General features: G+C 66.6%; 14 protein-coding genes. All 14 read right to left on the bottom strand.

Annotation, left to right across the window (positions count from 1 at the left end; genetic code table 11):
• Positions 1-162 precede the first annotated feature (162 nt).
• A complete protein-coding gene (rnhB, locus tag V9K93_RS01985) occupies positions 163-837 on the bottom strand; it encodes a ribonuclease HII (RefSeq protein ID WP_046983145.1) in 675 nt (224 codons plus the stop codon).
• Complete coding sequence (lpxB, locus tag V9K93_RS01980; protein ID WP_046983144.1) at positions 834-2093, bottom strand: lipid-A-disaccharide synthase; 1260 nt, start codon at positions 2091-2093, stop codon at positions 834-836. The genes rnhB and lpxB overlap by 4 nt, the downstream gene beginning before the upstream one ends.
• On the bottom strand, positions 2090-2881 hold the full coding sequence (gene lpxA / locus V9K93_RS01975; protein WP_012510508.1) for an acyl-ACP--UDP-N-acetylglucosamine O-acyltransferase: 792 nt from the start codon (positions 2879-2881) through the stop codon (positions 2090-2092). The genes lpxB and lpxA overlap by 4 nt, the downstream gene beginning before the upstream one ends.
• Positions 2882-2897: 16 nt before the next feature.
• Positions 2898-3356 (bottom strand): 3-hydroxyacyl-ACP dehydratase FabZ, encoded by a 459-nt coding sequence (gene fabZ / locus V9K93_RS01970; protein ID WP_004150978.1) that lies wholly within the window; start codon positions 3354-3356, stop codon positions 2898-2900.
• Positions 3353-4375 (bottom strand): UDP-3-O-(3-hydroxymyristoyl)glucosamine N-acyltransferase, encoded by a 1023-nt coding sequence (gene lpxD / locus V9K93_RS01965; protein WP_046983143.1) that lies wholly within the window; start codon positions 4373-4375, stop codon positions 3353-3355. Before lpxD ends, fabZ begins: the two co-directional genes overlap by 4 nt.
• Before the next feature lie 376 nt (positions 4376-4751).
• Complete coding sequence (bamA, locus tag V9K93_RS01960) at positions 4752-7115, bottom strand: outer membrane protein assembly factor BamA (RefSeq protein WP_046983142.1); 2364 nt, start codon at positions 7113-7115, stop codon at positions 4752-4754.
• Between the two features lie 74 nt (positions 7116-7189).
• Positions 7190-8548 (bottom strand): RIP metalloprotease RseP, encoded by a 1359-nt coding sequence (gene rseP, locus V9K93_RS01955; protein ID WP_046983141.1) that lies wholly within the window; start codon positions 8546-8548, stop codon positions 7190-7192.
• 55 nt (positions 8549-8603) lie between these two features.
• Entirely contained in the window at positions 8604-9794 is a 1191-nt protein-coding gene (locus V9K93_RS01950) for a 1-deoxy-D-xylulose-5-phosphate reductoisomerase (RefSeq protein ID WP_046983140.1), read from the bottom strand.
• Positions 9795-9796: 2 nt separating this feature from the next.
• Positions 9797-10633: a phosphatidate cytidylyltransferase gene (locus tag V9K93_RS01945; RefSeq protein ID WP_046983139.1), complete on the bottom strand. Its 837-nt coding sequence runs from the start codon at positions 10631-10633 to the stop codon at positions 9797-9799.
• Positions 10630-11397, bottom strand: coding sequence for a polyprenyl diphosphate synthase (gene uppS, locus V9K93_RS01940; protein ID WP_046983138.1), 768 nt, complete (start codon positions 11395-11397; stop codon positions 10630-10632). Before uppS ends, V9K93_RS01945 begins: the two co-directional genes overlap by 4 nt.
• Before the next feature lie 5 nt (positions 11398-11402).
• The gene (gene frr, locus V9K93_RS01935) at positions 11403-11957 is read right to left on the bottom strand and encodes a ribosome recycling factor (protein WP_004151064.1); all 555 of its coding nucleotides are present in this window, start codon (positions 11955-11957) and stop codon (positions 11403-11405) included.
• 96 nt (positions 11958-12053) lie between these two features.
• A complete protein-coding gene (gene pyrH, locus V9K93_RS01930; RefSeq protein ID WP_005408745.1) occupies positions 12054-12782 on the bottom strand; it encodes a UMP kinase in 729 nt (242 codons plus the stop codon).
• A 120-nt stretch (positions 12783-12902) separates the two neighbouring features.
• Positions 12903-14441 (bottom strand): GGDEF domain-containing protein, encoded by a 1539-nt coding sequence (locus tag V9K93_RS01925; protein ID WP_046983137.1) that lies wholly within the window; start codon positions 14439-14441, stop codon positions 12903-12905.
• Between the two features lie 281 nt (positions 14442-14722).
• Complete coding sequence (tsf, locus tag V9K93_RS01920) at positions 14723-15598, bottom strand: translation elongation factor Ts (RefSeq protein WP_046983136.1); 876 nt, start codon at positions 15596-15598, stop codon at positions 14723-14725.
• Between the last annotated feature and the right edge of the window lie 30 nt (positions 15599-15628).

Genomic DNA, 15628 nt, shown 5'->3' with positions numbered 1-15628 from the left:
GGGGGTGGCGACAAGGCTTGACGGTACGGCGATTGCGCGCATGCCGCCGGGCATGGCCCGGCGCTACCGGATGCGTTCATATTGCCGTGTACGTGGATTTCCCGGTCGCCGGGTGCGTCCACGCTGCCGTGGTAGCGCCGGGCCATGCCCGGCGGCCGTTGTTCAGGCGATCGCGATGGCGATGTCAGCCGCCGCGGGCGGCGTTTCCAGGCACTCGCGCACCGGGGCGAAGCTGCGCCGGTGCTCCAGGCAGGGCCCGTGCTCGCGCAGGGCGGCCAGGTGGGCGGGGGTGCCGTAGCCCTTGTGCTGCTCGAAGCCGTATTGCGGGTGGAGGGCATGCACGTCCAGCATGTAACGGTCGCGCGAAACCTTGGCCAGGATCGAGGCCGCCATGATGGCGCGGTCGATGCCGTCGCCTCCGACCAGCGCCTGTGCCGGCAGCACCAGGCCCTTCGGCACCACGTTGCCATCGATGCGGGCGAAGCCCGCCACATGGGCCACGGCCGCAACCACGTCGCGCATACCCTGCAGGGTCGCCTGGTAGATGTTCAGGCGGTCGATGGTGTCCACGTCCACCAGCACTACGTGCCAGGCCAGCGCCCGTTCGATGATGCGATCATGCAGTTGCTCGCGACGGGCCGCGGTCAGCTGCTTGGAATCGTCCAGGCCATTGATGCGTGGCCGCGATGGATCGAATACCACCGCCGCCACCGCTACCGGCCCGGCCAGCGGGCCACGGCCGGCTTCGTCGACGCCGGCGACCAGGCGCTCCGGTTCGATCACCGCGCCGCCGTCGAACAGCGCCAGGCTGGCCGCTGCGGCGTGGCGGCGGCTCATGCCTGGTCCTGTTCGCGCATCAGCAGTTCGCCGACGGCGTCGGCGGCGCGGGCCGAGGCATTGCGGCGCAGGCGCTCATGCAGGCGGGCATAGGTGCCCTGCAGATCGGTCACCCGCTGCGGGTGGTCGAACCATTGCTGGACCGCAGCCGCCAGTTTGTCCGGCGTGCAGTCGTGCTGCATCAGTTCCGGCGCCAGGTCCTGGCCAGCCAGGATGTTGGGCAGTGCGAAACGGTCCACCTTGATCAGACCCAGCGCCTTGACCAGCCGGTAGGTCAGCTCGTTGACGCGGTAGCCGACCACCATCGGCCGTTTCACCAGCATTGCTTCCAGGGTCGCGGTGCCGGAAGCCAGCACCACCACGTCGGCCGCGATCATCGCGTTGCGGGCCTGGCCGTCGAGCACATGCGAGTACGCCACCGGCAACGCCGAGCGCGACAGCTGCTCTTCGATCAGGCGCTTGCAGGCTGGGTTGGCGGCAGGCACCACCACATGCAGGCCGGGGATGCGCTCGGAGACCTGCCAGGCGGCCTCGAAGAACGGCTCACCCAGCCGCGAGATTTCACCCAGGCGGCTGCCCGGCAGCACCGCCAGCACCTTGGCCGAGGTCGGCAAACCCAGTGCGGCACGGGCTTCCTCACGGTTGCCGTGCAGCGGAATGTCATCGGCCATCGGATGACCGACGAAGCGCGCGTCGACGCCGTGCTTGGCATAGATCGGCGGTTCCATCGGGAACAGGCACAGCACCAGGTCGGCACTGCTGCCGATCTTCTCGGCGCGCTTCTCGCGCCAGGCCCAGACAGAGGGGCTGACGTAATGCACGGTGCGCACACCACGCTGCTTCAGCCAGCGCTCGATACCGAGGTTGAAGTCGGGGGCGTCGATACCGATGAACACATCCGGCTGCCAATCCAGCGCACGCTGGCGGAACGCCGAGCGCAGCTTCAGCAGGCGTGGCAGGTGGCGCAGTACTTCGGTCAGGCCCATCACCGCCAGTTCGCTGGCATCGTGCCAGGTCTGGCAGCCGGCGCTGCGCATCGCATCGCCGCCGATGCCGGCGAATTCGGCATTCGGGAAGCGCGCCTTCAGTTCACGCACCAGGCCTGCACCGAGCAGGTCGCCGGAGGCTTCACCGGCGACGAGGGCGATACGCAGTGGGCGCTCGCTGAGCACCCGCTGCGCAGGGACGCTGCCGGCCATCGAGGCCAGCGGGATCACGGCGGCGCTGGCCGGCGCCTGGCCGGTCGCGTTGCTCATCGCAGCAACGGCCTCTCGGCGTGCTCGATGAAGTCCAGCATGGCCTTCACGTCATCGCTGCCGCGCGCCTGTTCGGTCAGCTGCTGCTTGGCCTCGGCCAGCGGCAGGCCGGCCACGTACAGCGTGCGGTAGGCACGCTTGATGGCGGAGATGCGCTCGGCATCGAAGCCACGGCGCTTCAGGCCTTCGCTGTTGATGCCTCGCGGGCGCCCCAGAGAGTCGGTGCCGACCATGGTGAACGGCGGCACGTCACCGTTGGTCAGCGCGCCCATGCCGAGGAAGGCATGCGCGCCGATGCGGCAGAACTGGTGGGCACCGGCGAAGCCGCTGATGATCACGTAGTCGCCCACGGTCACGTGGCCCGCCAGGGTGGTGTTGTTGGAGAACACGCAGAAGTTGCCGACATGGCAGTCGTGCGCCACATGCGTGTAGGCCAGCATCCAGTTGTCGTTGCCGATGGTGGTGATGCCACCGCCACCGCCGGTGCCGCGGTTCACGGTCACGAATTCACGGAACACGTTGCGGTCGCCGATCACCAGCTCGGTGCGCTCACCAGCAAACTTCTTGTCCTGCGGTTCGCCACCGATCGCGGCGTGGCCGACGAAGCGGTTGTCGCGGCCGATCCGGGTCGGGCCGTGGATGCTGCAATGGGGGCCGACCACCGTGCCGGCGCCGATTTCCACATCGGCACCGATCAGGGTGAAGGCGCCCACCTGGACGTCATCGGCCAGGCGCGCGGCCGGATCGATGACGGCGGTCGGGTGGATCCGGGGTGCGTTGTCAGTCATTCCTGCCTCCAGTGGATCAGCCCTTGGCGCCGGCGCACATGACTTCGGCCGAGGCAACGACTTCACCGTTGACCTTGGCTTCGCCGTAGTACCAGCCCATGTTGCGGATCAAGCGCTTCATCTGCACATCCAGCAGCAGTACGTCGCCGGGGACGACCTGCTTGTTGAAGCGGGCGTTTTCCACCTTGACCATGTAGAACAGCTTGGACTGCGAGTCGCGGCCGAGCGTGAGCTGGGTCATCACGCCACCGGCCTGGGCCAGCGCTTCGATGATCAGCACGCCGGGCATGATCGGGCGGCCCGGGAAATGACCCTGGAAGAAGGGCTCGTTGATGCTCACGTTCTTCTGCGCCAGGATGCGCTTGGCCTCGATGTCGAGCTCAAGCACCCGGTCGACCAGCAGGAACGGGTAACGGTGCGGGAGCAGTTCCTGGATCTGGCAGACGTCGATCGGAAGCTGCAGCGTGTCGTTCATTCTTTCTCCTTGCCAGCAGCCAGGACGCGGCGAGCCAATACGTCCAGCTGCTTGAAGCGCGCGGCGTTCTTGCGCCACGTGCGGTTATCGGTCAACGGGGTACCGGACGAGTATTCGCCCGGCTCATGGATGGAGTTGCGGACCACGGACTTGCCGGTGATCACGACCTTGTCGCAGATCTCGAGGTGGCCGACTACGCCGACGTGGCCGCCGAGCAGGCAGTAGCGGCCGATCTTGGCGCTGCCGGCGATGCCGGTGCAGCCGGCGATGGCCGAGTGCGCGCCGATCTGCACGTTGTGCGCGATCTGCACCAGGTTGTCCAGACGAACGTCCTCATCCAGCACCGTGTCTTCCAGCGCTCCGCGGTCGACGCAGGTATTGGCTCCGATCTCGCAGTCGTCGCCGATGCGGACACCACCGAGCTGCGGCACCTTGATCCACTTGCCGGCGTCCATCGCCAGGCCGAAGCCATCGGCGCCGAGCACGGCACCGGGGTGCACGCGGACGCGCTTGCCGAGCTTGACCCGGGTCACCAGGGTAACCCGGGCAATCAGTTCACAGCCGGAGTCCAGGCTGCAGTCTTCGCCGATCACGCTGCCGGTGCCGATGATGCAGTTCTCACCGACCACGCTGCGTGCGCCGATGGAGACGAACGGACCGATATGCGCGCTGGCCGCGACCTGGGCGCTGGGATCGATGACGGCGCTGGGATGGATGCCCGGCGGGCGCGTCGGCGCGATGTCGAACAGTGCAGCGATCTTGGCGAAGGTGGTGTACGGGTCCTTGGCCACGAGCGCGGCGCCGGGGGCGGCCTCGGCGTCTTCGGCACGCAGCACCACCAGCGAGGCGTGGCTGTCGGCCAGCTGCGCACGGTAGCGCGGGTTGGCGAGGAAGGTCAGCTGGCCTGGGCCGGCATGGGCGAGGGTGGCCACGCCATGGATGGCGGTGGCGGGGTCGCCATGGACCTGCAGGCCGAACTGCTCGGCGAGTTGCTGGGCGGTGTAGGTGGGAGTATTCACGGCGGGAGTTTAACGTGTGACGCCATTTCGGTCATGCAGGGTCAAAAGCGGCGCCTGCCTGATGTCCCGGGGTGATGGCGCAGGGGGCTGCCCAGGACACGCCGTAAACCCATCCCTGGGGGCTCGATGGCGCCATCCATGGCGCCAACGGTCCTGGTCAGCCCCCTGCGCCATCGCCAGATGATTTCACGCGAGCGCGGGAAGTAACGGCGGCGGCGAGCAAGTAGAACGAAAACGCCGGGCAATGCCCGGCGCTTCGCACCCCGACTGGTGGAGAGCCCCCCTTTGTTAAGGGGGGCGCGCCAGCGGCGCGGGGGATAGGTGAAATGCGGGGGCAATTCACCGGAGGTGGATCAGTTCTGAGGAACGACGTTCCTCAGAACTGGCCACCGAACGTGAATTGCAGCCGCTCGACCTTGTCGCCGTCTTCCTTCTTCAGCGGGAAGGCGTAGCTGATCGAGATCGGGCCGACCGGGGCGCGCCACAGCAGGGCCACACCGGTGGACACGCGCAGTTCGTTGGCCTTGAAGTTGTCCACGCCGGTGTAGACGTTGCCGAAGTCGACGAAGGCCGACACGCGCGCCGACGGGCTGTCGAACAGGCGCGGGAAATAGGCTTCGACCGAACCGACGGTCTTCAGCGAACCACCCAGCGGCTGGCCTTCCGGATAACCGGCGGTGGCTTCACGCGGGCCGAGGGTGTTGTCCTCGAAACCGCGCACCGAGTTGGTACCACCGGCGTAGAAGTTCTCGTAGAAAGGCAGGCCCGATGCGGTGACCGAACGCAGGTTGCCATCCTTGTCCGGCACCATTGCGGTCTTGTCGCTGCCATAGCTGTCACCGTAACCAACTTCGGCGCGGGTGTTGATGACCAGCGACGGCATGATCGGCCAGTACTTGCTGATCTGGTAGTTCAGCTTGTAGTACTCGATGGTCGAGCCCGGCAGCGTCGTTTCCAGGCCAACGCGCTGGTAGGTACCGCGGGTCGGCATGAAGTAGTCGTTGCGCGAGTCGCGTGCCCAGCCCAGCTCCGTGCGCCAGGCATGGAAGGTCTTGCTGCCCAGTACGTTGATGTAGTCGATGATCGACTGCGGCGTCGAGCCCTGGTAGGTGGTGATCTGGTTGCTGTCGATGCCGAACATCAGCGAGACGGTATCGGTCTCGGTGATCGGCACGCCGAACACCACCTGCGCCGAACCATTGGTGCTGTTGTACTGCGCGGTGTTGAAGTCGGAGTAGTCCAGCTCGCGCCAGGACAGGTTGTAGCCCAGCGACACGCCGTCATCGGTGAAGTACGGGTTGGTGTAGCTGAAGCCGTAACGCTGCAGGTAGCTGCTGCGCGAGGCTTCGACCGACACGCGGTTGCCGCCGCCGAGGAAGTTGTTCTGCGACAGCTGCACCGAGGTGGTCATGCCGTAGGACTGCGAATAGCCCAGGCCGAACACGAAGCTGCCCGAGGTGGTTTCCTTGACGTTGTAGACGACGTCGACCTGGTCGTTGCTGCCGCTGACGGCCGGGGTTTCCACTTCCACCGACTCGAAGTAGCCCAGGCGCTGCAGGCGGATCTTGGAGCGGTCGATCGCGGCCTGCGAGTACCAGCTGTTCTCGAACTGGCGCATTTCGCGACGCATCACTTCGTCGGACGTACGGGTATTGCCGCGGAACAGGATGCGGCGCACCGACACGCGCGGGCCGGGAACGACCTGCATGTTGATGGCAACGGTCTGCTCGGGGCGGTTGGTGGTCGGAATCGGGTTCACCTTGGCGAAGGCGTAGCCGATGTTGGACAGCGAATTGGTGATGGTATCCGAGCTGAATTCCAGCAGCGCACGCGAGAACGTGTCGCCGGATTTCTGGATCACCATGCGCTCGACGTCCTCCTGCGGGAGGATGGTGTCGCCGCTGACCTTGATCTCGGAGATCTTGTACTGCGCGCCTTCGGTCACGCCGGCGGTGAGGAACATGTCGCGCTTGTCGGGACTGATCGACACCTGGGTGGAGTCGATGCTGAAGTCGACGTAGCCGCGATCCAGATACCAGGAGTTGAGCTTTTCCAGGTCGCCGGACAGCTTTTCCTTGGAGTACTGGTCGTCACGGCGGTACCACGACGCCCAGTTGTGCTCCTTGGACTCCCAGGTTTCCAGGATGTCCTTGCTCTCGAACTTCTCGGTGCCGACCAGGTTGACGTGGCGGATCTTGGCCGCCTTGCCTTCCTTGATGGCGATCGCGATGTCCACGCGGTTGCGGTCCAGCGGGCTCACCGTCGGGGTGATCTCGACGGTGTACTTGCCACGGTCGTTGTACTGGCGGCGCAGTTCCTGGGTCACGCGGTCCAGGCTCAGGCGGTCGAAAGTGCCACCCTCGGTCAGGCCGATGTCGGACAGGCCCTTGAGCAGCTGCTCGGACTTGATGTCCTTGTTGCCGGTCACGGTCAGCTTGTTGATCGCCGGGCGTTCCTTGACGGTCACCACCAGGATGCTGCCCTGGCGGTCCAGCTGCACGTCTTCGAAGAAGCCGGTCTTGTACAGGGCGCGGATGGTCTCGCCGACCTTGCTGTCAGTGACCGTCTCGCCACGTTCCACCGGCAGGTAGGTGAACACCGTGCCCGAGCTGATGCGCTGCAGGCCATCGACGCGGATGTCGCTGACAGTGAAGGGCTCGGCTGCCTGGGCAAGGCCGGGGGCGCCGGTGACGGCGGCGAGGGCGAGGGCCAGCAGGCGGCGATTGGGGAGTCGCGTCATGTCACGTCCGGTAGGAAGGTCGATTTCATTGGTGCGGGATGCCGACGCTGTAGACGGCAACAACGTGGAAAAGTTCATCGCGGGACCAGGCCGAGGATGTCGTTGTAGAACGCCAACCCCATCAGCCCGGCCAACAACGCCAGGCCGATGTATTGGCCGGCGGCGATGGCACGCTCGCTCAGCGGGCTGCCCTTGACCAACTCGATAAGGTAATACAGCAGGTGGCCGCCGTCCAAGATCGGGATCGGCAGCAGGTTGATGATGCACAGGCTGAGCGACAACAGGGCAAGGAACTGCAGGAACCAGTCGAGGCCGCGCTTGGCCGAGACATTGGCCACGCGGGCGATGGTGACCGGCCCGGAAACGTTCTGCAGCGAGGCTTTGCCGGTGACGATGCGGCCCATCATGCCGAGCGAATCGGCCGCCAGGCGGCCGGTTTCACGTACCGCGACGGTGACCGAGTCCAATGGGCCGTAGCGCAGCAGGGTGTCGTAGGGTGGGCTGAATTTGGTCGGGAACTGAACGCCGATCTGCCAGGTGGGGTCGCCCTTGGCGTCCTGGCCCTTGCGTGGCGTGACTTCCAGCGCCAGGCGCTCGCCGCCACGCAGGACCTCGATCATGCCCGGGCCGCCGGCACGCCCCAGCGCCTGGATCTCACCGATCACCTGGTCGGCGCCGTCGATGCGCTGGCCGTCGATGGCCACGATCAGGTCGCCCGGCTGCAGTTGCCCGCTGACGACCGAATCCGGGGTCAGCGATTCCACCAGCGCCGGCTGCAGCCACGACTGCCAGTACAGGCCCGCCAGGATCGGCACCCGTCGTTCATCGAAACCGGCTGGCAGCTGCGACAGGGGGAGGGTACGCACGCGCACCTGTTCGGCCGGGTCCAGCACTTCCAGCTTCACGTCACGGCGGTCCATTGCCGCGGCGGTCAGCGCCATGCTGGCCTCGCCCAGGGTCACCACCTGGCGCTCGTCCACGCGCAGCACGCGGTCACCGCTGCCGAGGCCGGCTGTGGCGGCGATGCCGCTGACGCGGCCTATGGTCGGCGAATAGTCCTGCTTGCCGATCACGAACATCGCCCACAGCAGCAGGATGCACAGCAGCAGGTTGGCGATCGGTCCGGCGGCGACAATGGCGATGCGCTGCCAGACCGTTTTGTGGTTGAAAGCCTGGCCGCGTTCGTGCGGATGGACCTCCACCTCGCGTTCGTCGAGGAACTTCACGTAGCCACCCAGAGGGATGGCGGCAATGGCGAACTCGGTGCCGTGCTTGTCGCGGCGCGACCACAGCGGGCGCCCGAAGCCGACCGAGAAGCGCAGCACCTTGACCCCGCACAGGCGGCCGATCCAGTAATGCCCGAATTCGTGGAAGGTGACCAGCAGCCCGAGGCTGACAATCATCCACCAGACCGATCCGATGAAATCAGTCATGCAGGCTCACATTGGCGGGCAGGGGCGGCGTCGTCATGCTGGGCGAGGCGTTCGTTCAGGCGGCGGCGATGGTGTTCAGGGTGAGCTGGCGTGCCCGCTGGTCGGCGGACAACAGAACCTCAAGTGTATCGGCTGCTTGGGTCGGCAGTGTTGAAAGAGCGTTAGCAACCAGTTCCGGAATGGTCAGGAAACCGATCCGGCCCTGAAGAAACGCTGAAACCGCCTCTTCATTGGCGGCGTTCAGCACGGCCGGGGCAGTGCCGCCGGCCTGCATGGCCTGCCAGGCCAGCGCCAGGCACGGGAAGGCTTTGGTATCCGGGGCCTCGAAATCGAGGCGGCCCTGCGCCAGCAGGTCCAGCCCGGCCACGCCCGATTCGATGCGCTGCGGCCAGCCGAGGCCAACGGCCAGGGTGGTGCGCATGTCCGGCAGGCCCATCTGGGCCAGGGTCGAGCCGTCAACGAACTCGACCAGCGAATGGACCAGGCTCTGCGGGTGCACCAGCACTTCGATGCGCTCGCCAGGGATGCCGAACAGGTGGTGGGCCTCGATCACTTCCAGGCCCTTGTTCATCAACGTCGCCGAATCGACCGAGATCTTCGGGCCCATCGACCACTTCGGGTGGGCCACGGCCTGCGCCGGGGTGACCGCGGCAAGCTCGGCGCGGCTGCGGCCGCGGAACGGGCCGCCAGACGCAGTGAGCAGGATGCGGCGTACGCCGGCGCCATCGACACTGGCGTCGCGCGAGCGCAGGCACTGGAAGATCGCGCTGTGCTCGCTGTCGATCGGAATGATCTCGGCGCCTGCCTGCTGGGCGGTACGGGTCAGCAGTTCGCCGGCCAGTACCAGTGATTCCTTGTTGGCCAGCAGGATGCGCTTGCCGGCGGCGGCCGCGGCCAGGGTCGAGGACAGGCCGGCAGCGCCGACAATCGCCGCGACCACGGTGTCGCAGGCGTCGCTGGCGGCCAACTGGTCCAGCGCGGCATGGCCGGCGTGGGCCTCGGTGGACAGGCCTGCCTCGCGCAGGCCGTCGCGCAGCTCGGCGAACAGCGATTCGTCGGCGATCACCGCATGCGCCGGACGGTGCTGCCGGCACAATGCCAGCAGCGCCTGCACCTGGCGGCCGGCGGCGAGCACGGTGGCCTGATAGCGCTGCGGGTGGCGGGCGATCACGTCGAGCGTGGAGGCACCGATCGAGCCGGTGGCGCCGAACACGGCGACCCGGCGCAGGTCTGCGACAGCATTCATGGTCAGAACCCGAAGATTTCCTTGCCCAGCGCGAACACCGGCACGGCGGCAAGAACACCGTCGACACGGTCGAGCACGCCACCATGGCCCGGGATCAGGTGCCCTGAGTCCTTGGCACCGGCATGGCGCTTGATCAGGCTCTCGAACAGATCGCCCAGCACCGAGGCGAACACCGCCACCACCGAGGTGATCAGCAGGCCCGGCAGGTGTGCGATGTCGATGCCGGCCAGCCAGCCCAGGCCGACGGCCACGGCGACACCGGCCAGCAGGCCACCGAACAGGCCTTCCCAGGTCTTGTTCGGGCTGATGCGTGGGGCCAGCTTGTGCTTGCCGAAGTGACGACCAGCGAAATAGGCGCCTGAATCGGCGGCCCAGACCAGCGCCAGTGCGGCCAGCAGCCACAGGTGGCCCTGCTTGCCGGGCGGATCGCCGCCGGCGTGGATCAGTACCAGCGCGGCCCAGGCCGGGACGATGGCCAGGGAGCCGGCCAGCATCTTCACGATCCGCGAGGGTGCCGAAGGCTGGGCACCGAAATTGAAGAAGCGCAGCCAGACCAGCGCCGCCAGCCACCAGGCAACGCCGGCCAGGGTGGTGATCTGGAACAGCACCAGCGTGCTGCCATCGGCCCAGACCAGCAGCACCATCAGCAGCAGGTTCAGCACCAGCAGCACGGTACGCGCCAGGGTGTCTTCGATCCCGGCCAGCTTCAGCCACTCCCACAGGCCGATCAGCAGCACGGCGGCGGCGGCGGCGGCCAGCCATTGCGTCGGCAGCAGCAGGATCGCGGCAATGGCGACCGGCGCCATGATCAGCGCGGCGAGGACTCGGGTCTTGGTCATGGGCTGGTGGTCTCGGTGGCCAGTGCGGCGATCTGGGCGCTGGTCAGGCCGAAGCGCCGCTCGCGGCTGCCATAGGCGTCCAGCGCCTGTTGCAGCAGGGCCGCATCGAAGTCCGGCCACAGCGCCTCGGTGAACCACAGCTCGGTGTAGGCCAGCTGCCACAGCAGGAAGTTGCTGATGCGGGTGTCGCCACCGGTGCGGATGAACAGGTCCGGCGGCGGCAGATCGGCCAGCGCGACCTGACGGCCCAGCAGCGATTCGTCGATCTGCTCCGGCAGCAGGCGGCCTGCCGCGACTTCGGCGGCCAGTTCGCGCGCGGCACGCGCGATGTCCTGGCGGCCACCGTAACTGGCGGCGATCGACAGGGTCAGTGCGGTGTTGTCGGCGGTGCGCTGCTCGGCCAGCTGCATGCGGCTGACCAGCCCGGCGCCGAAGCGTTCGCGCTCGCCGATGAAGCGTACGCGCACGCCACGCCGATGCAGCTCGTCCACTTCGCGGTCGAGCGCGCCGAGGAACAGCTTCATCAACGCGTCGACTTCTTCCTGCGGCCGGCCCCAGTTCTCGCTGGAAAACGCGAACAGGGTCAGCGCCGGGATGCCCAGTTCAAGGCAGCGCTCGATGGTGCGGTTGACCGCGCGCGCGCCGGCACGGTGGCCGATCACGCGCGGGCGACGGCGCTGCTGTGCCCAGCGTCCATTGCCATCCATGATGATGGCAATGTGGCGGGGCAGGGCAGCCGGCAACGGAGGCGGGACTGAAGGCATCGACTTCAGACCGACAGCAGTTCTTTTTCCTTGTCGGCGACGACCTTGTCGACGTCCTTGATATTGGCGTCGGTCAACTTCTGGATGTCGTCTTCGCCGCGCTTCTTCTCGTCTTCGCTGATCGCCTTGTCCTTGTCCAGCTTGGCGATTTCCTTGTTCGCGTCCTGGCGGATGTTGCGGATCGCGATCTTGGCGCCTTCACCTTCCTTCTGCACCTGCTTGGCCAGCTCCTTGCGGCGCTCTTCGGTCGGCGGCGGCATGTTGATGCGGATCGCGGTGCCCAGGGTGTTCGGGGTGAACTCGGCGTTGTAGAGACCCTTCTCGATCTCCTTGATCATGCTCTTGTCGAACGGCGTGACCAGCAGCGAGTGGGCGTCGGCGTTGGAGATCGACGCAACCTGGTTCAGCGGGGTGCTGGCATTGCCGTAGGCATTGACCGTAACCCGGTCCAGCAGGGCCGGCGTGGCGCGGCCAGTGCGGATCGAGGTGAGGGTGTGCTTCAGAGCGTCGATGCTCTTGGCCATGCGCGTCTGCGCGTTGTTCTTGATGTCGTTGAGCATCGCCCGGTCCTGGGTGTAACTGGAATCGGGCGATTATAGGCGAATACGGGACGCTGCCGGGCCTGAATCGACCCGCAGCTCGCCTGGCGCTCAGGCTCAGGCCGGATCGCGGCCCTGGACCAGGGTGCCGATGTTCTCGCCGTTGAGGATCTTCAGCAGCTCGCCCGGCTGGCCCATGTCGAACACGCGCATCGGCAGGTCGCTGTCGCGCGCCAGCGCGAAGGCGGCGGTATCCATCACTTCCAGGCCGCGGCGGATCACTTCGTCGTAGCTCAGGCTGTCGAAGCGGACCGCGTCACTGTGCTTGTTCGGGTCCTTGTCGTAGACGCCATCGACCTTGGTCGCCTTCAGCAGCAGGTCGGCGCCGATTTCGATGGCGCGCAGGGCGGCGCCCGAATCGGTGGTGAAGAACGGGCTGCCAACGCCGGCGGCGAAGATCACCAGGCGGCCCTTTTCCAGGTGGCGGATGGCGCGGCGGCGGATGTAGTCCTCGCACACGTCGTTGATCTTGATCGCGCTCATCACGCGGGCCTTGGCGCCCAGCTTTTCAAGGGCATCCTGCATGGCCAGCGCATTGATGACCGTGGCCAGCATGCCCATCTGGTCGCCGGTGACCCGGTCCATGCCGCCAGCGGCCAGGCCGGCACCGCGGAAGATGTTGCCGCCGCCGATCACCAGTGCCACTTCGGCACCGGCCTGCTGGGCTTCGATGACCTCGCGGGCCAGGCGGTTGATGATCTTCGGGTCGATGCCGTAGTCCTCATCTCCCATCAGCGCCTCCCCGGACAGTTTCAGAAGGATGCGGCGATAGGCGAGCTTGGACATAGGGACCTCGGGTGCGTGGAAATCGCGGGCGATTCTACGCGCATGCAGCGTTGCGCCAAAGTGTTTTGTGCACTGCGGCGCAAAATACCGGCGTTCACCCCGGTCATCCGGGGCGTTCGTTCAGCCCAGTTCAGCGCCGGCGGTGGCTGACAGCTCGTCGTGGCCGAGGGCGCCGGGCGAGCGGGCGATCACCCGGTTGCGGCCCAGGTTCTTCGAGCGGTACAGCACGTCGTCGGCGGCGCGCAGCAGGTCCTGCACGTCAGCGAAGCGCTCGTAGCCGCCCTGGGTGGCCACGCCGGCGGAGAAGGTGACGAACAGCGGGCCACCCTCGATCTCGGCCATCGGCGTGGCAACGATGTTGGCCAATACCCGGCGGATTACGTCCAGTGCCACCGACTCGCTGGTATTGGGCAGCAGTGCGACGAACTCCTCACCGCCAAAGCGGGCCACGGTGTCGCTGTTGCGCAGCTGGCCCTGCAGCTTGCCGGCGAAGGCCCGCAGCACTTCGTCGCCGGTCAGGTGGCCGTGGGCGTCGTTGATCTTCTTGAAGTCGTCGAGGTCGATGAAGGCCACCGACAGTGGCCAGCCCTGGCGGCCGGCGCGCAGGAATTCCTGTTCCAGCACCGCCTCCAGCTGGCGGCGGTTGAGTACGCCGGTCAGTGCGTCGCGGTGCGCCTGGTCGGCCAGGCGCTTGGCCCGGGCCTCGAATTCGTCGGCGCGGCGGCGTGCCTGGTCGGCATCCTGTAGTTCGCGCAGGTTGCGCAGGGTCGCCAGTTCCTGGGCGTGGTCGATCAGTTCGCGCACCCGCGACGGCGAGTTCAGTCCGGCCTCGAACAGGCTGGCGATGTCCGGCAGGGCGGCACTGATGCGGGCCAGCACCTGGTCGAAGCGGGCGCTGTCCAGCTCCAGGCGGTCGTGTACCTGCTGCAGGGCGCGTTCGCGGGCGGCGTCGGCATCGGTATCCAGCCAGATGTCGGCCACCGCGCCGGACAGCTGTACGCACGCCTGGAACGGCGATTCGGCAGCGCCTTCATCCTCGCTGTGGCTGATGCTTTCCACCAGGTAGCGCGGCAGGCCCCATTGTTCGGCCACCCAGGCGCCGACATCGGCGTGGCTGCAACCCAGTTCGCTGCGCTCGCGCGCCACCAGGTCGGTGTTGTCGCCGGCCTCGCGCAGCAGCGGCAGGTAGCGTTCCGATTCGGCCTGGGCCAGGCAGAGTACGCCGAGGTCCTGCAGCAGGCCGGCCAGCATGAGCTCCTCCAGGCGGCGCAGGCCGCGGGCCTGGCCCAGCTGGCTGGCGGCCAGTGCGCTGAGGATGCTGCGCTTCCACGCCCGCTGGCGCAGGTCATGATCGGCCCCAGCGCCACCGGTCAGGCCCTGTGTGACGGTGAAGCCGAGCGCGAGGCTGATCGTGGCGTTCAGGCCGAGCATGGTCAGTGCCTGGCCGAGGTTCTCGATCCGGCGGCGGCTGGCATACAGCGGCGAATTGGCGATGCGCAGCATGCGAGCGCTCAGCGCCATGTCGATGGCGATGATGTCGGCGGCGGTGGCGATGTCCGCTTCCGGGTCCTGGGCCAGTTCGATGATGCGCAGGGCAATACCGGGCGGCGAAGGCAGGTTGCGGCAGAGCGCCAGGGCAGCTGTCAGCTCGGGAGGCATGTCGGATCGTTCAATTCCATTAGGACAAGAATACCTAGGAATACATCACAGTCCGCGACTTTCGTTCCTGCTATGTGACTGTGGATTCCCTGCGCCGAGTATCGGCCTGATTCGCGCGCAACGCAAAGACCCTGGGTGCCGGTATGCGCACCAACGGTGCGCACCCACAGATATGGCAGAGATGGCACCAGCGGTGCGCACCTGTCACCGGGGCGGGCATAAAAAAAGAGCCGCGGTTCCCCGCGGCTCCTTCTGGTCGCATCACAGCCGGGAGGCTGGAATCAGACCTGCATCGCCTTGGCAACTTCGGCGGCGTAGTCTTCCACCACCTTCTCGATGCCTTCGCCGACGACCAGCAGCTTGAAGCCTGCCACGTCGGCGCCAGCGGCCTTGACCACCTGCTCGACGGTGGTGTCGCCCAGCACGTAGGTCTGGCCGTACAGGGTCACGTCGCTGACGATCTTGTTGATCTTGCCGCTGATGATCTTTTCCAGGATCTCGGCCGGCTTGGCCTTGTCCTTTTCGGACATCTTGGCCAGCTCGATTTCCTTTTCCTTCTCGACGAACTCGGCCGGGACGTCCGCAGCCTTGTTGTGCGGCGGCTTCAGGGCAGCCACGTGCATGGCCAGGCCACGGGCCAGCTCGACGTCGCCGCCGACCAGGTCGACCAGCACGCCAACCTTGCCGTTGGTGTGGACGTAGGCGCCGATGGTGTTGTTGCCATCAACCTTCACCATGCGACGGATCTGGATGTTCTCACCCAGGGTCTGCACGGCGGTGGCGCGGGCTTCTTCAACGGTGCGGCCATCGGCCAGCTTGGCAGCCTTCACGGCTTCGACGTCATTGGCGCCCGATGCCAGGGCGGCAGCGGCGACGGAATCGACGAAGTTCTTGAAGTTGACGTCGTTGGCGACGAAGTCGGTTTCCGAGTTGACTTCGACCAGCACGGCCTTGCCGCCATCCTGGGCCAGGCCCAGACGGCCTTCGGCGGCCACGCGGTCAGCCTTCTTGTCGGCCTTGGCAGCGCCGGACTTGCGCATGGCTTCAGCAGCAGCGTCGATGTCGCCGTTGGCTTCGGTGAGAGCCTTCTTGCATTCCATCATGCCGGCGCCGGTGCGCTCGCGCAGTTCCTTGACCAGGGAAGCAGTGATTTCCACGGGATTACCTCACGAAAGAAAGGGGTTGGG

The organism is Stenotrophomonas sp. CCNWLW162 (assembly GCF_037203745.1).
GTDB lineage: Bacteria > Pseudomonadota > Gammaproteobacteria > Xanthomonadales > Xanthomonadaceae > Stenotrophomonas > Stenotrophomonas maltophilia_AQ.
The sequence above is the reverse complement of the archived record's forward strand: the minus strand, read 5'-3'. Positions and strand labels throughout refer to the sequence as shown.